Annotated in this window: 13 protein-coding genes and 1 tRNA gene; 10 read left to right on the forward strand and 4 right to left on the reverse strand. The window is 70.6% G+C overall.

Going from position 1 to position 18,298, the window contains the following annotated elements; genetic code table 11:
- Positions 1 to 350 precede the first annotated feature (350 nt).
- The 5 genes from ACFFIO_RS09100 to ACFFIO_RS09120 all read left to right on the forward strand — a co-directional run bounded on the left by ACFFIO_RS09100 (position 351) and on the right by ACFFIO_RS09120 (position 6,096).
- Positions 351 to 1,961 carry a M23 family metallopeptidase gene (locus ACFFIO_RS09100; protein ID WP_378041256.1) on the forward strand — a complete coding sequence of 537 codons (1,611 nt, stop codon included), beginning with the start codon at positions 351 to 353 and terminating at the stop codon, positions 1,959 to 1,961.
- Between the two features lie 104 nt (positions 1,962 to 2,065).
- Positions 2,066 to 2,542, forward strand: a complete 477-nt coding sequence (bcp, locus tag ACFFIO_RS09105) for a thioredoxin-dependent thiol peroxidase (RefSeq protein WP_378041257.1) — start codon at positions 2,066 to 2,068, stop codon at positions 2,540 to 2,542.
- Between the two features lie 150 nt (positions 2,543 to 2,692).
- A tRNA-Leu gene (locus ACFFIO_RS09110) sits at positions 2,693 to 2,777 on the forward strand.
- Positions 2,778 to 2,822: 45 nt separating this feature from the next.
- Positions 2,823 to 4,556, forward strand: coding sequence for an ABC transporter substrate-binding protein (locus tag ACFFIO_RS09115; RefSeq protein ID WP_378041258.1), 1,734 nt, complete (start codon positions 2,823 to 2,825; stop codon positions 4,554 to 4,556).
- A 55-nt stretch (positions 4,557 to 4,611) separates the two neighbouring features.
- Positions 4,612 to 6,096 (forward strand): malate:quinone oxidoreductase, encoded by a 1,485-nt coding sequence (locus ACFFIO_RS09120; RefSeq protein ID WP_378041259.1) that lies wholly within the window; start codon positions 4,612 to 4,614, stop codon positions 6,094 to 6,096.
- Here ACFFIO_RS09120 and ACFFIO_RS09125 read toward each other — a convergent pair.
- Complete coding sequence (locus ACFFIO_RS09125; RefSeq protein WP_378041260.1) at positions 6,083 to 9,220, reverse strand: AAA family ATPase; 3,138 nt, start codon at positions 9,218 to 9,220, stop codon at positions 6,083 to 6,085. The two genes, ACFFIO_RS09120 and ACFFIO_RS09125, sit on opposite strands and share 14 nt — an antisense overlap.
- On the reverse strand, positions 9,217 to 10,488 hold the full coding sequence (locus tag ACFFIO_RS09130) for a metallophosphoesterase family protein (protein WP_378041261.1): 1,272 nt from the start codon (positions 10,486 to 10,488) through the stop codon (positions 9,217 to 9,219). Before ACFFIO_RS09130 ends, ACFFIO_RS09125 begins: the two co-directional genes overlap by 4 nt.
- Before the next feature lie 103 nt (positions 10,489 to 10,591).
- Between ACFFIO_RS09130 and ACFFIO_RS09135 the strand changes: the two genes are divergently transcribed.
- Positions 10,592 to 11,743, forward strand: coding sequence for an ADP-ribosylglycohydrolase family protein (locus ACFFIO_RS09135; RefSeq protein WP_378041262.1), 1,152 nt, complete (start codon positions 10,592 to 10,594; stop codon positions 11,741 to 11,743).
- Between the two features lie 25 nt (positions 11,744 to 11,768).
- Here the strand turns inward: ACFFIO_RS09135 and ACFFIO_RS09140 are convergent, their stop codons facing one another.
- Complete coding sequence (locus tag ACFFIO_RS09140; RefSeq protein WP_378041263.1) at positions 11,769 to 13,241, reverse strand: NAD-dependent succinate-semialdehyde dehydrogenase; 1,473 nt, start codon at positions 13,239 to 13,241, stop codon at positions 11,769 to 11,771.
- A 111-nt stretch (positions 13,242 to 13,352) separates the two neighbouring features.
- Between ACFFIO_RS09140 and ACFFIO_RS09145 the strand changes: the two genes are divergently transcribed.
- A complete protein-coding gene (locus ACFFIO_RS09145; RefSeq protein ID WP_378041264.1) occupies positions 13,353 to 14,612 on the forward strand; it encodes an aspartate aminotransferase family protein in 1,260 nt (419 codons plus the stop codon).
- Positions 14,613 to 14,621: 9 nt separating this feature from the next.
- Positions 14,622 to 15,161 (forward strand): DUF3830 family protein, encoded by a 540-nt coding sequence (locus tag ACFFIO_RS09150; RefSeq protein WP_378041265.1) that lies wholly within the window; start codon positions 14,622 to 14,624, stop codon positions 15,159 to 15,161.
- 3 nt (positions 15,162 to 15,164) lie between these two features.
- On the opposite strand, the gene ACFFIO_RS09155 is transcribed toward ACFFIO_RS09150, so the two are convergent.
- Positions 15,165 to 16,637: an amidase gene (locus ACFFIO_RS09155; RefSeq protein ID WP_378041266.1), complete on the reverse strand. Its 1,473-nt coding sequence runs from the start codon at positions 16,635 to 16,637 to the stop codon at positions 15,165 to 15,167.
- 147 nt (positions 16,638 to 16,784) lie between these two features.
- Between ACFFIO_RS09155 and ACFFIO_RS09160 the strand changes: the two genes are divergently transcribed.
- Together ACFFIO_RS09160 and ACFFIO_RS09165 are read left to right on the forward strand one after the other, a co-directional pair.
- Positions 16,785 to 17,543, forward strand: a complete 759-nt coding sequence (locus ACFFIO_RS09160) for a maleate cis-trans isomerase family protein (RefSeq protein ID WP_378041267.1) — start codon at positions 16,785 to 16,787, stop codon at positions 17,541 to 17,543.
- Complete coding sequence (locus tag ACFFIO_RS09165) at positions 17,540 to 18,268, forward strand: maleate cis-trans isomerase family protein (RefSeq protein WP_378041268.1); 729 nt, start codon at positions 17,540 to 17,542, stop codon at positions 18,266 to 18,268. The genes ACFFIO_RS09160 and ACFFIO_RS09165 overlap by 4 nt, the downstream gene beginning before the upstream one ends.
- The last annotated feature ends 30 nt before the right edge of the window (positions 18,269 to 18,298 follow it).

The raw sequence follows: 18,298 nt of genomic DNA on the forward strand, positions 1-18,298 counted from the left end.
CTCGAACGACACGATCCTCGCAACTCCCTGAAAGATAGGGTGTTGCGAGGATCGCTAGAGCCCGCCCAGGACCGGGGCCCTTCTGCTTTCCGGCCTATCCGCCGCCAGCGCGACTGCTCCCACGAAGGAGCCGCCGGCGTCGTTGTGAGAATCGACACGCCCGACGCACTCTCCGTTCACCTTCAGGTCTACCTCCCGTGTCCAAAGCGTGCGACGCTATCGGCTATCGACAGTCGCTGCGATGAGGGAAGATCGAGGTAAACCGGATCGTGAAGCATGGATGGGCACGTGCCGGTGCCGCAACGACGGCACTGGTTCTGCTGGCTGTCTCCGGAGGAGTGGGCACGTCGATGGCTCTTCCGTCACTGGGGACAGAGCTTCCCTCCACCGCGACGGATGCCACCCACGGCCAGGAAGCGCAACGGGGATCTACCTTCCTCCTGCCCGGTTCGCTCGCCCCCGCCACGACCGACCCTTCCGACGGCGGCTCCCCCGGGGACCTCGCTCCGGTGGTGAACGGCTCCTTCGCCACCGCCCAGAGTGCCTACCCCGGCTCCTTCGTGGTCCTCTCGGCATCACAGCAGCAGACGCTGCAGGAACGGACCGGGTCCGCTGACGCCGCCTCGGGTCACGTTCCGGCCTCGGCCCATCGAGGCGCGGTCCCCGGTATCGAGGTGGTGATGGACCATCCCGTGTCCGGGCCCATCTCCCTCAGCTCCGCCTTCGGCTGGCGCGTGAACCCGACCGACGTCGGCCCAGCCATGCAGTTCCACATCGGTCAGGACTACCCGGTGGCCTGTGGCACTCTGGTCCGGGCCTCCGCCGATGGCACCGTGCGCTTCGCCGCGGACCGGGGGACGTCCGGACTGCGGGTCGACGTCGACCACGGTGACGGCCTGGCCACCGCGTATCACCACAACTCGGTGCTCCTCGTCTCCCCCGGCGACCGGGTGACCCGGGGTGACGTGATCGCCCTCGCCGGGACGACCGGCAACTCCACCGGTTGCCACGTCCACTTCGGCATCACCCTGAACGGCCGGTATCTGGATCCCTCCCTCGTGCTGCCGGCGGTGGCGGGCCAGCCGGCAGCTCTGACCCCGGAGGATCTGAAACGCATCCGCAACGCCTCCCACGGCAACCCGACGACGGCCCCGCCGACCAGCATCGCGTCCGGCCCGAAGGGCTCCACCTCCGCTGGCCGGGGCCCCGCCCCACAGGTGCAGGACGGTCGGCACCAGGAGAACGGGGAGCACAGCAACCACAAGGAAGCCACGCGCGGTTCCGGGGCTCCGCGGCCTGATGCCCCGCCGGTGAAGAGCCCCGAAAGGCCCGCGCGCCCTTCTGCCACGCCCCAGCCGAAGCCGAAGCCGACCCAGCCAAGCAAGCCGACCAAGCCGACGGTCCCGCAGCCGAGTGCCACCGCCGAACCCACGACGCCCACGCCTACCGCCACGCCGACGCCGACACCCACGTCCACGCCTGTGCCCACGCCAACACCGTCGGCACCCACACCCACACCTACCCCGACGCCGACAGCCACGTCGACGCCGCCTGCTCCGGTGCCCTCTCCGGGGGAGCCAACGGAGTCATCGGCAACACCGTCCACGTCGCCGTCCACTCCTGTACCCACCACCTCCCCCACCACCTCACCCACCACCCCGGCGGCCGACCCGGTGCCGGAACCGGCGGCTCCGAAGGCGCTGGACGAGGTTGAGGCAGCCCGCTGGTGTGTGGACCTGGACCCGGACGACGTCAACGGCGGCTTGGACATCACCGCCGAGACCGTGCTGACGGAGGTCATCGCCGTGCTGAGCGCGGCCGGCGAGCCCGAGCAGGTGGATGCACACCGCCTGGCAGAGGTGGACCCCAGCACCGCCTGGCTGGAATCCCTCCCCGCATGCTCGGATGAGGACTTCCTCACGGCAGCTAGGTCGGCCACCTCGGCGCCAGCGTCCTCCTGAGCGCCGACGACGCGGTGAGAGCGCGGTGAGAGCCCTGTTCCGACGGTGTACCGCCTGCACGCCCCATCAACGTCGCACGCCGGGGAAGCCCTACAGTGGTGCGCATGACTGATCAGCAGCGACTCGCCCCGGGCGACACGGCCCCCGCCTTCAGCTTGACCGACCAGGAGGGCAACACCGTCTCCCTCGCGGACTACGCCGGCCAGCGGGTCATCGTGTACTTCTACCCCGCGGCTGCCACGCCCGGCTGCACCACCCAGGCCTGCGATTTCCGGGACAACCTCGCGGCATTCATGGCTGAGGGCTTCGCAGTGGTGGGAATCTCCCCCGACGGGCCGGCCAAGCTGACGAAGTTCGCCGAGGCCGAGTCGCTGACCTTCCCGCTGCTCTCGGACGAGGACCACGCCGTGGCCGCGGCCTACGGCGCCTGGGGAGAGAAGAAGAACTACGGCAGGACCTACGAGGGCCTCATCCGCTCCACCGTGGTGGTCGGTGCCGACGGCGCCGTGGAGCTGGCCCAGTACAACGTCCGGGCGACAGGACACGTGGCCAAGCTCCGCCGGGACCTCCACCTCGCCTGAGTCGCCTCAGGACCACCCAGGACACGTCACGGTGCCTCAGGGAGGCATCAGCGCCAGCGTCCTTTCCTGTCCGCGGCGCCTCGGGCCCACGACGGATCCGCTTCCGCCCCAGCGGGTATGATGGGCCGTTGTCCCCGTCCGCGGGGACCTGCGGGCGTGGCGGAATTGGCAGACGCGCTGGATTTAGGTTCCAGTGTCTTCGGACGTGGGGGTTCAAGTCCCCCCGCCCGCACCAGAAGTACCAGACCCTTGCACCTCAGTTTCAGGGAGGCCCGGACGCGTGGAGATCTCACGCCGCACCGTCATCACGTCCCTGGCGGCGGCGTTCGTCTTGCCGATGACCGGGTGCGCGGCCCAGATCCGCAGCGAATCCGCTCCGGAGGGCTCCAGCCCGCCGCCATCGGTGCCCCCCGCTCCAGCCACGGTGCCCGTGACCATCGGCGTTCCGGCCCGCCCTCTGTCGCTGGACCCGTCCCTCACCGTGGACGCCGAGTCCCATCGCAGCACGCGCCAGGTCCTGGAGACGCTCCTGGGGGTCGACCACAACACGGGTGCCCCGATCCCCCACCTCGCCAGTGACTGGACAGTGTCCGACGACGGCCGGCGCTACACCTTCTCCCTCACCCCGGATGTCGAATTCCATGACGGCACCGCGTTGACCGCCGAGGTCGTCGCGGCCAACTTCGAGCGGTGGGCCCGATTGCCCGGACTCCTGGGACAGGACCGGCTTAACCGGTTGCCCCGCCTGGCCTTCGCCTCCGTCTTCGGGGGTTACGCCGGAGACGAGCAGTGCCGCTACGTCGAGTGCCAGACCGTCGGTGAACGGACGGTGTCCCTCGTCCTGTCCGAACCGATCGTCTTCCTCGCCGCAGCACTCACCTCCCCGCCGTTCGCCCTCAGTTCGCCCGACTCCTGGGTCGAGTTCGACCGCGCCCTGGCGGACATTGAACCCGGCGAGCTCCCGGACGCCCGACCGGCAGGGACGGGCCCGTTCCGCTGGGGCGAGGTACCGGCAGGTGGTACCGGCCAGGCCGACGGTGCCGACGCGCCCACCGGGGAGCACCTGCTGGTGCTGGAAGCCGACCCGGACTACCGTGGCGGTCCCTCCGCCGTCGGACCGGTGACCCTGTCGATGATCACCGGCGTCCAGCAACGGCTCCGGGAGTTGCGCCGCGGCCGCCTCGATGCCTTCGATTACGTCTCCCCGTCCACCCTGCGCCCCCTGGTGCAGGGAGGTGCGCAGGTACTCCAACGGGATCCCTTCTCCGTCCTGTACCTGGGGATGAACACCCAGCATCCGATCCTGGGCCAGCTGTACGTCCGTCAGGCCGTGGCGCACGCCCTTGACCGGAGGGCCCTCGCTGAGGAGTACTTCCTGGAGGGATCCTCACGGGCCGACGAGTTCGTCCCGCCGTCCCTGGGGGTGGCCCATCCGCAGTTGACGACGTACGGCTATGACGCCGAGAAGGCCCGGGAGCTGCTGGCATTGGCCGGGTACCGCGGTGAGCCGTTGGAATTCCTGTACCCCGTGGAGACGTCACGGCCCTACCTGCCCTCCCCGGAACCCGTGTACGCCCGGATCGCCGAGGACCTGGCGAACGTCGGACTCGTCCTGGAACCGGTGCCTGTCCGGTGGGAGGACGGCTATCTTGACCGGCTCACCTCGGACACTGGCCGGGCCTTCCACCTGTCCGGCCGAACCGGTGAGTACCGCGATCCGCACCATTTCCTCGAGCCGCTCTTCGGCAGTCACTCCACCGAATTCGGCTACTCGAACCCGTTCGTGGTCGAGACCCTGGCCGAGGCCGTGTCCACTAGGGATGCCGAGACCCGCACGACCCTGTACCGGCGCAGTGCGGAATCGCTGGCGCTGGACCTACCCGCCCTGCCCCTGGTGTATCCGATCTCCGCGGTCGCCTCGGGACACACGCTGGTCTCCTACCCGACCTCACCGGTATTGGACGAGCGTTTCGACCGGATCGTTCCCGTGGATCAGACCGGTCCGCGCCGGTAGTAAAGTCAAGGGCAGACCCCTATCTGTCACCCATCCGTAACCCTGGGAGAGAATCGTGAGCCAGCAGTCTGCCGCAACCACCTACGACGTTGTCCTGGTGGGGGGTGGCATCATGAGCGCCACGCTGGGGACCTTCCTGCAGCAGCTGCAGCCGGACTGGTCGATCGGTCTGTTCGAGAACCTCAACCAGGCCGGTCTCGAGTCCTCTGACCCGTGGAACAACGCCGGCACGGGCCACGCCGCCCTCTGCGAGCTGAACTACTCCCCGCTGGGCGCCGATGGCACGGTGGATCCGACCAAAGCACTGGCCATCAATGAGCAGTTCCAGGTCAGCCGCCAGTTCTGGTCCTACTTGGTCAACGAGGGCAAGCTCGGCGACCCGAAGACCTTCATCAATCCTCTGCCGCACATGAGCTTCGTGTGGGGTAACGACCACGCCGACTACCTCAAGACTCGCCACGAGTCCCTCAGCGCCCATCCGCTGTTCGAGACCATGGAGTACACGGAGGACCCGGACACCATCCACGGCTGGGCCCCGCTGCTCATCGACGGCCGCAAGGGCGGCCAGCGGCTGGCCGCCTCCCGCCAGACCAACGGCACGGACGTGGACTTCGGCTCGCTGACCCGGCAGCTGACCACCAACCTGGCCAATTCCGGTGTGGACGTGCGCTTCGGCCACAAGGTCACCTCCGTGGACCGCGGCACCGACGGCCGGTGGGAACTCAAGGTCAAGAACAAGGCCGCCGGCGAGTCCTTCACCGCCCGGGCCCGCTTCGTCTTCCTGGGGGCCGGGGGCGGCGCCCTGCACCTGCTGCAGTCCTCCGGCATCCCGGAGGGCAAGGGCTTCGGCGGCTTCCCCGTCTCCGGCAAGTTCCTCAAGTGCACTGACGAGTCGATCGTCAACCAGCATATGGCCAAGGTCTACGGCCAGGCCTCGGTCGGCGCCCCGCCGATGTCCGTTCCGCATCTGGACACCCGCTTCGTGGACGGACGCCGTTCGCTGCTGTTCGGCCCCTACGGCGGATTCTCCTCGAACTTCCTGAAGTCCGGGTCCTACCTGGACCTGCCGCTCTCGGTCCGGGCGCACAACCTGTTGCCCATGCTCAACGTCGCCAAGGACAACGTGGACCTCGTGAAGTACCTCGTCACCGAGGTCACCAAGAGCCAGGTCAAGAAGGTTGACGCCCTCCAGGACTTCTACCCGCTCGCCAACGGCGGCGACTGGGAGATGATCACCGCTGGCCAGCGTGTGCAGGTCATGAAGAAGGATCCGAAGAAGGGCGGCGTGCTCCAGTTCGGCACCGAGGTCGTCACGGCGGGCGACGGCTCGATCGGCGCCCTGCTGGGTGCTTCCCCGGGCGCGTCCCAGGCGGCTCCGATCATGGTCGGGCTGCTGGAGAGGTGCTTCCCCGCCATGATGGAGGCCTGGAAGCCGAAGCTGCAGGAGATGATCCCGTCCCGCGGTCACCGGCTCAACGAAAACCGGTCCCTGATGGAAGAGGTCGAGCAGGCCACCAACGCCGCGCTCAAGCTCGTCTGACCGGCCCCGCCCGGTCCGGCACTCGGACCTGAAGGTGTGAACCCTGCTGGGTCTTCTGCACCTCGAGCCGGTAGCCGATGTCCTGCTTCATCCGGTCCACGTGGCTGACGATGCCGATGGTCCGGCCACCGGCCTGCAGTCCGTCCAGCACGTCCATGACGTCGGCCAGGGTGGCGGTGTCCAGGGATCCGAAGCCCTCGTCCACGAACAGGGTGTCCATGTCCACGCCCCCGGCCTCGGCCTGCACGGTGTCCGCCAGCCCCAAGGCCAGGGCCAGCGAGGCCATGAACGTCTCCCCGCCGGACAGGGTCGATGCGGCCCGCTCGTCCTCGGTGTACCGGTCGAACACCGTGATGTCGAGCCCGCGGATGCCGCGGCCCCGGGCTGAGTCGTCGTGGCGCAGCTCGTACCGGCCCTGGGTCATGCCCAGGAGCCGTTCCGTGGCGGCTGCGACCACCTCCTCCAGGCGACCGGCCAGCACGTAACTGCCGAGAGTCATCTTGTAGGAGTTCTCCCCGGCGCCGCGGACGAGCCTGAGCAGCCCCTCCGTCTCTTCGAGATCCGCCACCTGGCCGGCGGAGCGCCCGGCGACCTCGGTCAGCACGCCGGTCTGCCGGACCGTCTGCCGGTGCAGTGACTCCAGCACGCCGACCCGTTCGCCTGCGGCATCACGATGCTGCGTGGCGGCGTCCAGGGCAGCCTCGACCTGTGCCACCTCCTGCTCCGACGGCGGTTCGACGCCGGCCCGGAGAAGCTCACGTCCGCGTTGCACCGGCTCACTGGCGGCCAGCTCGGCCAAGCGTGCCTCCTCGTGGTCCCAGTCCCGGACGGAAGCCGCGAGCCGGGTCTCCTCCTCCGACGGCAACACGGCGGCACGAACGGCCTCGACCGCTGCGAAGGGACTCGCCCCCAGCTCGGCGGAGAGGTGTTCGGCGGCCTGGAGGGCCAGTGACCGGTGGGTGGATTCAGCAGCCGCGGCCGCGACCACGGCGTCCACGAGTTGCTTGGCCGCCTCCAGTTCCCGACGCACCTCAGCCAGGTCGGTCCGGCCGTCCAAGGCGTCTGCCACCACCCGACGGAGGCGGTCGATCTCCTCGTCCGCAGCCGTCAATCGGGTCTGCGCCGCGGCGAGGTCTCCGCGGGCCGTCTCGGCGGCCTTGGCCTGGGTCACCTGGTCCTTGTCGTTCTGCTGCACAGCGGTACGGGCCGACTCGAGGTCCCGGGCTGCTTGCTGTGCGGCAGACACCGCGTCCTGGGCCTGGCTCAGGGCCACCTCGGCGTCCTGGGGTGACAGGCCGGCCGAGGCCAGCCGGCTTGATTCGGCCGTCCGGCGCGCCTCGTCCACGGCGGCCTCAGCGCGCCGTCGAGCTGCGGTGAGCCCGTCCATGTCCTGACGGGCCCGATCCTGGGCCTCGGCGGAGATCTCCGAGCCTCCCGGGGCCGCCGGAGACGGGTGTTCCACGGACCCGCACACCTGACACGCCTCACCGTCCTGCAAGGCAGCCGCCAGCAGTGAGGCGGCCCCGGCCAGCCTCCGTTCGACGACGTCCTGCCAGGCATCCACGGCGGCCTGGGCCAGGTCGGTGGCAGTCCGGAGGGAATCCTCGGCGGCCGCCCTGGCGTGGTGGTCCCGCTCATGGGCCAGTGCTGCTTCCTTCCGGGCGGTGGCCTGCTCGAGCAACAAACGGGCGGGGCCCAGGCCCGCGGCCGGACTGGCCAGGTCCTCGAGGCGCTGGTGCAGGCTTCGCTGCGCTGCCACCAGCACGTCCCGTTCGGCCTCAGCCGAAGTGGCCGTGCGGGTCGAGACCTCGATGGAGTCGACCAGCCGGGCGCGCTCCGCCTCGGCCCGGGTCAGGGCTGCGGCGTCCTGCTCGCGGTCGGCCAGCCGGTTGAGGTCCCGTTCGGCCTGTTGGCGCAGGTCGTCGAATCGGGAGGCCAGGCCGGTCGACGTCTCATCCCCGTCCCCGTCCCCGGCCCCGTCCCCGTCCCCGTCCCCGTCCCCGTCCCCGGCCAGGCTCCAGGCTCTGTCCCAGGCCAAGCACAGGTCATCGGCCCACGCCCGCTCCAGGGCACGGTCCAGAGCCGCACGATGCTCCCGGTGGGCGTCCTCGGCCGCCCGGGCCTCCGTGGCCCTGCGGTTCACGGGCACTGCCGCCCGGTGCTGTTCGACGGCAGACCGGGCGGAAACCGTGGGATCCCTTTCCTCCTCGTGGCGGCTGGTCCGGTCTGCCCAGGCCTGTGCGGCCTGCAGGTCCTGCCGGGTCCGGCTCACCGCGTCCACGGCCCGTTGAGCACGGGACGCCGCCACCACGGCGTCGTGGCGTGCGGCCCGGGAGGCCTCGAGGGCGGCGGCCACGGCAGTGGTCGACCGGGACACGAGCTCAGCGTCCGGCCACCCCTCCGGCTCGGCTTCGGACCCCCACCAGCCCTCCCCCAGTCCATCGTGCAGCGAGTACAGGAGATCCTGGCGGGCCGTGGCCACGAGATCCCGGTCCCGCCGCGCAGCTTGTTCCAGAGCCTGCTGCCGTGCGGCCAGGGACGTCGCGACCCCGTCATACCGGCCCGTGCCGAAAAGCTTGCGCAGCAGCGTCTCCTTCTCCTGGGAGCCGGCCCTCAGGAAGGCGGCGAACTCCCCCTGGGGCAGCAGCACGACGCGCATGAACTGCTCGGCGTCCAGGTAGAGCTCCTGGCGCAGCAACTGGCCGATCTCGTCCGCCCGCACGGAGACCTCGGCCCACTCACCGTCCCGGAATTCACGGAGCACCGCACCGGCCTTCTCCTCAGTCAGGCTGATGCCGGCCTCGCCCTGGCGTTGCCGCTTGGCCCGACGCCGGTACTTCGGCCACCGCAGGACCTCGAAGTTCCGGGCGCCGATGGTGAAGTCCAGCAGGACCTCGGGCCGCATCCCGATCGGAGACTGGGTGCTCGCCAACCCCTCGGCGCTCCGGCCACCGGGGACCGTTCCGTAGAGCGCGAAGCAGATCCCGGCCAGCACAGTGGATTTGCCGGCACCGGTGGGGCCGTCGAGCAGGAACAGCCCGGCCTCGTTGAGTTCGGAGAAGTCGATGTCCTCCCGTCCGGCGAAGGGCCCGAATGCCTGCAGCTCGAGTCGATGGATCCTCATGCGGCACTTCCCTCGTCCTCGAGCTCGTTACGGCTCTCCGCCAACGCGGTCGTCAACAGCGCTGTCTCGGACGCGGATGCCGGGCGCTGGCGCACATGCTCCACGAATCCGGTGCACACCTCGAGGTCCGAGGTCGCGGCGGCCAGCCGCGCGGAGTAGGTCGACTTCCTCGCAGCGGCGCCGACGTCCGGATCGAGGACGAAGTTCAACAGCCCGTCGAAGCGCTCCTTGAGCCGGCGGTAGGCCTGCGAGGGGCGCACCGGGTCCGTGACGGTGATCTGGCACCAGCGGTCCTCCGCCCATGCGTGGTCCGGGTTGTCCATCAGGTCCTCGATCCTTCCACGCAGGACGGCAAGCCTCCTCCCGGCGGACCAGTCCACGGTCTCGACGCCCGTCACCGCGCCCCCGGCCGTCCTCACGAGCAGTCCGCCCTTGGTGTGGTTGGCCTCGGAGAAGGAGTACGGCAGCGGCGATCCCGAGTACCGCACCGTCTCCGCCATCCGCTGGCGGCCATGCAGGTGGCCCAGCGCGACATAGTCGAGCCCCTCGAAGACCGAGACCGGGACCTGGCCGAGGGTGCCCACCAGCAACTCCTCCGATGGGCAGCCCGCCTGTCTCTCTTGTTCCTCGGGCGCCTGGTCCTCGGGCGCCCGGCCGCCAGGGACGTCCGCGCCGATGTCCCGCTCACTGTCCGACCCTGCACCGCCGGCGGCGAAGAGATGCGCCATGGCGATCACCGCCGTTTCCTGCTCCTGCTCCTGGCTGCCGAACCGCGTCTCGGCGTCCTCCTGGATCCTTCGCACCGCCTCGGCCGTCACCGCCGTGTGGTTCGGATCCACCTCCCACACCTGGCCGGCGTGCCGGGGTTCGAGGTAGGGCACACCGTAGACGGCGACCAGGCCGCCGTCGGGATCCTCCAGCACCACCGGTGCGGTGACCTGGTCCATCCGGGTCCGGAAGTGCACCCCGGAGGCGCCCATGAGGTGGCCGCCGAAGCCCAGCCGGATGGCGGAATCGTGGTTCCCGCTCGTCAGCACCACGGCCGCCCCGGCGCTCACCAGCTCCGCAAGGGCCCGGTCGAGGACCTCCACGGCATCAGCGGCGGGCAGGGCACGGTCATACACGTCCCCGGACACCAGGACCAGGTCCACGCCCCGTTCCCGGACCGTGGCCGCCATCTGGCCGAGGACCTCACGCTGTGCCTGGAGCAGGCCGGTTCCGTGGAATGACCGGCCCAGATGCCAGTCAGAGGTGTGCAGGATCAACATGGACACCACGCTATCCGTCACCGGGGACGCGCTAGGCACTTCTCCACACCTGGTCCTGCGAGGTGGTCCTGCGAAGCCTTCGGCACTGCCTACGATGGAGATCATGAGCGAATCCGCCGCGCCGTCCTCCCCCTCCTACCCCTCACGGGTGCTGGGCCTGCTGTCCGGCGGTGCCGCCGGGGATGCCCTGGGCTACACCGTCGAGTTCTCCTCGCTGGCGCAGATCCGCGCCGAGCACGGTGACGGCGGGCTGACGCACCCCCTCCAGGTCCCTGCCATCCGCGCGGGCGAGACGATCCCCATCAGTGACGACACGCAGATGACCCTCTTCGTCCTCGACGGTCTGCTGGACTGGATCGAGTGGGCCAACGAGGGCTCCATGGCCGATCCCGCCGCGTGCGTGTGGCTCTCCTGCCTGCGCTGGTACCGCACCCAGACCGGCGCCCTCCCTGAGGGCGCCCCCGAGCCGCCCACTCGCTGGCTCGAGGAGCACCCGGAGCTGAACGTGCGCCGGGCCCCCGGCAACGCCTGTCTGTCCGGCCTGTCCTCGCGGGACATGGGCCTGCCCCACCAGCCGCAGAACCCAGAGTCGAAGGGCTGCGGGACCGTCATGCGCTCGGCCCCCTACGGCATGGTCCCCGGGCTGGAGGACACCATGGTCGTGTCCCTCGCCCGCCGGGGCGCCGTCCTGACCCACGGCCACCCGGCAGCCTGGACCTCGGCCGCCGCCTTCGGCCTGATGATCTCCCGGCTCATGGCCGGGCACGCGGTTGACGCGTCCGTCACCGCCGCGCTGGAGTGGCTGGACACCGTGCCCGACGACGGCGGCACGGCCGCGGCGGTCCGTGCGGCCGTCGCTCTGGCCGGGTCTGACGGATCTGACGGATCTGACGGATCTGCCAATGCCGGTGCTGTCCCCGCCGCACTGGGCGAGGGCTGGGTGGCCGAGGAGGCCTTGGCCATCGCGGTCTACGCCGTGCTGGCGACGGGCGGTGCGGTGGATCCCGTCGACACCGACTCGGACATCGAGGCGCTGGCGCCTGTCAACTTCCGGGCGGCCCTGCATTTCCGCGCGGCCCTGCACCTGGCCGTCAACCACGGCGGCGATTCCGATTCGACCGCCTCCCTGGCCGGTCAGCTCCTCGGGGCACGCTACGGAATGAACATCTTCCCCGACGCCGCCGTCCCGGCATGGGTCGGCGAGCGGGAGATCGTGGCCGAGGCCGCCCGCCGGTGGGTCGCCGCGACCAGCTGAGCCGAGGCTCGATCCGAGGCCGGCATCAGAGTCCGACGCTGATGTACTTCGTCTCCAGGAACTCGTCGATGCCGCTGAATCCGCCCTCGCGGCCCACCCCGGACTCCTTGACACCGCCGAAGGGCGCCGCCGGGTTGGAGACCACCCCGCGGTTGAGGCCGACCATCCCCGCCTCCAGTGCGTGGCTGACGCGGAAGCCGCGCGCCAGGTCCGTGGTGTAGAGGTACGAGACCAGCCCGTAGGGGGTGTCGTTGGCGATCGCCACGGCCTCCTCCTCGGTGTCGAACTCGGAGAGCGCGGCCACGGGCCCGAAGATCTCGGAACTGCACATCTCGGCGTCGGCCGGCACCCCGGTGAGCACCGTCGCCGGATAATAGTGACCCGGCCGGTCCACGGGCTGCCCGCCCAGCCGCACCTCCGCCCCGCGCCCGACGGCGTCGCGCACGAGTTCGGTGACCTTGTCCACGGCCCCGGCATTGATGAGCGGCCCCACGACCACACCGTCCTCCACGCCGCGCCCCAGCGGTAGCTCGGCCATGCGCCGGGTGAGCCGATCGGCGAAGTCCGCGGCCACCGAGCGCTGGACCAGGATGCGGTTGGCGGCCGTGCAGGCCTGGCCGATGTTGCGCATCTTGGCCTGCATCGCCCCCTCCACGGCGGCGTCCAGGTCTGCGTCCTCGAAGACCAGGAACGGGGCGTTGCCGCCCAGTTCCATCGAGGTGCGCATGACGGTCTTCGCGGCGAGTTCGAGCAGTCCCTTGCCCACCTCGGTGGAGCCGGTGAAGGACAGCTTGCGGGACCGCGGGTCGAGGATGAGGGGGGTCATCACGTCGTTGCTGCGTTTCGTGGTGACCACGTTGACCACCCCGTCCGGCACCCCGGCGCGGACGAGGATCTCGGCCAGGGCCAGGATGGACAGCGGCGTGTGGGAGGCGGGCTTGATGACGCACGTGCACCCGGCGGCCAGCGCCGGACCGACCTTGCGGGTCCCCATGGCCAGGGGGAAGTTCCACGGTGTAATGAGGATGCAGGGCCCCACGGGCTCGCGGGCCACCAGGAAGCGGGAGTCCCCGGCGGGGGCGGTCATATAGCCCCCGTCGATCCGCACCGCCTCCTCGGCGAACCAGCGGAAGAACTCGGCCGCGTAGGCCACCTCCCCGCGGGCCTCGGCCAGGGGCTTCCCCATCTCCAGGGTCATGACCAGGGCCAGCCGGTCGGTCTCCTCGACCATGAGCCGGTGGGCCCGGCTCAGGATCTCGCTGCGCTGCCGTGGCGGGGTCGCAGCCCAGCCGGCCTGGGCCGTCGCCGCGGCGTCCAGGGCGCGGGCGGCCTCCTCCGGGCTGGCGTCGGCCACCTCGGTCAGGACCTCTCCCGTGGACGGATCCTCCACGGGCATGGTCCGGGCGGTGGTCTGCCACCGGCCGCCGGCGAACAGGCCGGTCGGCACGGAGGCGATGGCCTCTGCCTCGGTGGCTGAAGAGGGGGTTGACTGGCGCATGGGCTGCCTCCGCGTCGTGGATCCTTGCCGGTCAGCCCATCGTAGAAGTACTGTCAACACCCAACCGCAGCCACCGACCCAGCACCCACTCCTCACACCGGAGGCTCATCTATGACGGCGTTGTCACCCCACCTGAAGCAGGCCAGTCCCGTGATCGTGGACCATGCCCTCGGAAGTTGCCTCTACGACCAGGACGGGCGACGGTTCCTCGACTTCACCGCCGGCATCGGCGTGGTCAGCACCGGCCACTGCCATCCGCGCGTGGTGGCAGCCGCCCAGGAGCAGGTGGCCTCCCTCATCCACGGCCAGTACACGACCGTCATGCACCGGCCCCTCCTCGAGCTCACGGAGAAGCTGGCCGAGGTGCTGCCGGAGCACCTGGACTCACTGTTCTTCGCGAACTCCGGCAGCGAGGCCGTGGAGGCGGCGCTGCGCCTGGTCCGCCAGGCGACCGCACGGCCGAACGTCATCGTGTTCCACGGCGGCTTCCACGGCCGCACGGTGGCCGCATCGACCATGACCACGTCCGGCACCCGGTTCTCGGCCGGATTCAGTCCCCTGATGTCCGGGGTGCACGTGGCCCCGTTCCCCACCGCCTACCGCTACGGCTGGAGCGAGGAGGAGGCCACCGCCTTCGCCCTGCGGGAGCTGGACTACCTCTTCGCCACCGTGACGTCCCCGCAGGAGACGGCGGCGTTCATCGTGGAGCCGGTCCTCGGTGAGGGGGGCTACATCCCCGGGAACACCGCCTTCTTCGCCGGGCTGCGCGAGCGGGCGGACCGGCACGGCATCCTGTTGGTCATGGACGAGATCCAGACCGGGTTCGGCCGCACCGGACGGTACTTCGGTCACCAGCACTTCGACGTCTCCCCGGACATCATCACCTTCGCCAAGGGCATCGCCTCCGGCTTCCCGCTGTCCGGGATCGCCGCCACCGAAGAGGTGATGGCCCGCGCCTGGCCGGGGTCCCAGGGGGGCACCTACGGTGCCAACGCCGTGTCCTGCGCGGCCGCCGTCGCGACCCTGGGGGTGATCGAGGACGAGGGGCTCGTGGGCAACGCCGCCGAACGCGGCGCACAATTGCTCGACGGCGCACGGTCGGCTGCCGCGGCCGGCTCCCCCGGTGCCGGCGGGATCGGGGACGTCCGTGGCCTGGGGCTGATGGTGGGCAGCGAGTTCACCGCCGCCGACGGCACCCCCGATCCGGTCCGGGCCAAGGCCGCCCTGACCGTGGCGGCGGACAAGGGCCTGCTGATGCTGATGTGCGGCGCCTACATGAACGTGGTCCGGATGATCCCGCCGCTCGTGGTCACCGCGGAGGAGATCGACGAGGGGCTGGGCCTGTGGTCCGAGGTCCTCGCGGAGATCTAGGGGATTCAGATGCCACGCCACCTCATCCTCACACTCGCAACCCGCCAGGTCTCCTGCCGCGTCCGGCTGCTCGACGACCTCGCTCCGGCCACGTGTGCGGCCGTCTGGGAGGCCCTCCCGCTGGCCGGGGACGCCTATCACGCCAAGTTCGCCCGCAACGAGGTGTACGCCCTGCTGCCCCGTATCACGGCGGCGCCCCGGCGGGAGAACCCCACGGTCACGCCGATCCCCGGGGACGTGTGCCTGTTCGACTTCGAGCCCTGGGAGATCGGCAACCCCGCCTACGGCTATGCGCCCGGCACCACCGCCCATGAGGCCGGCTCACAGGGAGGTGCCACGGACCTGGCCCTGTTCTACGACCGGAACAACCTGCTCCTCAACGGCGACGTCGGCTGGGTCCCGGGCAACGTGTTCGGCACGGTCGTGGCCGGGCCGGACGGCCCGGACGGCTCAGCGGGCGGCACCGGGCTCGAGGCCATGGCCGCGGCCTGCAACGACCTGTGGCGGAACGGATTCGCCGGCGAGCGGCTGGTGTTCGAGCGCGAGTAGGGGCTACTGCTCCAGCAGCCACTCCACGAACCGTGCGACGGCCAGCACGAGGTCATCGGAGTGCCGCGGACCCACGATCTGCAGCCCCACGGGCAGTCCGGCGGCGGTGACGCCCACGGGGATGCTGATGGCCGGCTGCTGGGTGAGGTTGAACGGGAAGCTGAACGTCGCCCACTGCGGCCAACGTTCCAGTCCGCTGCCGGGCGGGACCTCGTGCCCGGCCTCGAACGCCGGGATCCCCACGGCGGGGGTGAGCAGCACGTTGTGCTCCTCGTGGAAGGAGCCCATCGTGATCCCCGCCTGGGCGGCGACGTCCCGGGCACGGAGGTACTCGACCGCGCTGATCCGCTCCCCCCGGTCCCACACCCGGCCCAGGCCCGGGTCGACCTTCTCCCGGGTGCCGGGCGAGGTGGCGGCCATCGTGTCCAGCAGGGTCGCGGCTCCGCTGGCCCACAACACCTCGAAGGCCTCGATCGGATCGGTGAAGCCGGGATCGGCCTCGGTGACGGGCAGTCCCGCCTCGTCGATCCGCCGCACCACCGCGTCCACGACGGCCGCGACCTCCCTGTCCACGTTCGCGTAGCCGAGGTCACGCGAGTAGGCCACGTGCAGTCCGGCCACCTCCCGGTTGAACTCTCCGCGGTAGGTCCGTTGCGGCGGTGCCAGCGAGGTGGGGTCCCGGGGGTCCGGTAGCGCCAGGATGTCCATCATCAGGGCCGCGTCCTCCACCGTGCGCGTCATCGGCCCGGCATGGGCCAGCGGACCGAACGGGCTGGCCGGGTACAGCGGGATCCGTCCGTGGGTGGGCTTGAAGCCCACGATGCCGCAGAAGGAGGCGGGGATGCGGACGCTGCCGCCGCCGTCGGTCCCCACGGAGCACGGCCCCATCCCAGCGGCCACCGCGGCGGCAGAACCACCGGAGGAGCCGCCGGCGGTCAACCGCGGATCGGCGGGGTTGCGGGTGATGCCCGTCAGCGGACTGTCCGTGACCGCCTTCCAGGCGAGCTCCGGCGTCGTGGTCTTGCCGAGGAAGACCATGCCGTCCGCGCGGAGCCGGGCCGCGACGGGCGAGTCCACCGTCCACGGCTGGTCCGGGTCGATGGACCGGGAACCCCGCAGGGTGGGCCAGCCGTCCGTCAGGAAGATGTCCTTGATGGAGACCGGCACGCCGTCCAGGAGCCCCTGGGGATGGTCACTGAGCCACCTGGCCTCGGACGCGCGGGCCTGGTCCAGGGCGCGGTCACCATCCACGAGGCAGTAGGCCCCGAGGTCTCCGTCTGCCGTCCCGATCCGGTCCAGGATCGCGGTGGTGGCCTCGACGGGCGAGAGTGACCGGCTCCCATACGCGGCCACGAGCTCGACGGCGGTCATCTGGGTGGGGTCCATCTGCAGCTCCCGGTAGGTGACATGGTGTTCGGTGACATCGTGCGGACGGCTTCGCGGACGCTCGGGTTCGCGGCCGTCACGTCCCCGCATTATGGGGGTTTGATCTGCGCGGATGGAAGGGCCCACGCGTCGTGACCGGCCCATGGTCGCGAGGACGGTGACGCCCCTATGATTCAGCCCATCATCAACTCGGCAGATCGACGTGGCAGTTCGACGTGGCAGAGAGCGGGGGCGGCAGTGGACCTGTCAGACATCGACTTCGACGGTCCCGTGACCCAACGCGGCATCGGCGTGATCGCCCCCTTCGACCTGGCCCTGGAGCGGGAACTGTGGCGGTGGACGCCGTTGGACGTCAGCCTCCACCTCGCCCGGACGCCCTTCGAGCCGGTCCCGGTCAGCCTGGAGATGGCCGAACTCGTCTCCGAGAAGCGGCACGTGCAATCGGCCACCCGGGACGTGCTCGGTGTGGATCCGGAGGTCGTGGCCTACCTGTGCACCTCGGGCAGCTTCATCCACGGGCTCGGGTACGAGTCCGAACTCCGCCGGTCCATCCTGGAGGCCGGAGCTCCCGACGCCGTCACCACCTCCGGCGCGCTGGCGGAGGCCGTGCGGGCGCTGGGGCTGCGGCGGGTCTCGGTGATCACCCCCTATGACGCCGACCTGACGGACCGCCTGGTCGCCTTCCTCGGCGAACTCGGGGTGGCCGTGCCGCAGTGCCACTACCTCGGCCTGGGCGGCGGGATCTGGCGGGTCAACTACCGCACCGTGGCCGAGCTCATCCTCGCGGCCGACACCCCCGACTCCGAGGCCGTCTTCGTCTCCTGCACCAACCTGCCCACCTACGACATCGTCGAACCGCTGGAGCGCCGGCTCGGCAAGCCCGTCCTGACCGCGAACCAATTGACCGTCTGGGCCTGTCTCGGCCGCATGGGCCTGCCGATGGTCGGCCCGGGCCGCTGGCTGGCCGACGTCTTCCGAGAGGAATCCCCCTCATGACCACCATCGGCATCATCTACCCGGATCATGCGGCCGAGGATGAATACCCGACGGCGGCAGGCTGGCTCGGCGTGCGCCTGCCGGTCGTGCACATCTACGGCACCGACCTCCACGCGGTTCCCGAACTCCTCGATCTGGGTAGCCCGGAGAAGCTCGCGGAGGGGGTCTCGCGGCTGCACGCGGCCGTGGCAGCGGACCCGGTTGGCCCGGTGGACGCGGTGATGTGGGCCTGCACGTCCGGCAGCTTCGTCTACGGCCATGAGGGTGTTCGCCAGCAGGCCGACCGGCTGGCCGAGGTGGCCGGGGTGCCGGCGGCGAGCACGTCGCAGTCGTTCGTGGCCGCCGTGGCCGCGCTCGGCGTGGGACGGGTGGCTGTGGCGGCCAGCTATCCGGAGGAGGTGGCGGTGCTCTTCACCGACTTCCTGGCGGCCTCGGGGATCGAGGTGGTGGCCCGCGGCAGTGCCGGGATCGACACGGCGGCGGAGGTGGGCTCCCTGGAAGGCGCCCGGGTGATGGATCTGGCCCTGCGGAACGACCATCCGGCCGCTGAAGCCCTGCTCATCCCGGACACGGCCATGCACACCCTGGACGTGCTGACTGCAATCGAGGACCGGCTGGGCAAGCCCGTCCTCACGGCCAACCAGGTCACGGTCTGGCACGGTCTCCGGCTGGCCGGATCGTCAGTGGTCTCGGACCGGCTGGGCGCGTTGTTCACGCGGGTGTAGTGGTGCCGGCGGTGCCTGCTGCGGCGGTGC

This window comes from Citricoccus parietis (assembly GCF_042433045.1).
Taxonomy (GTDB): domain Bacteria; phylum Actinomycetota; class Actinomycetes; order Actinomycetales; family Micrococcaceae; genus Citricoccus; species Citricoccus parietis.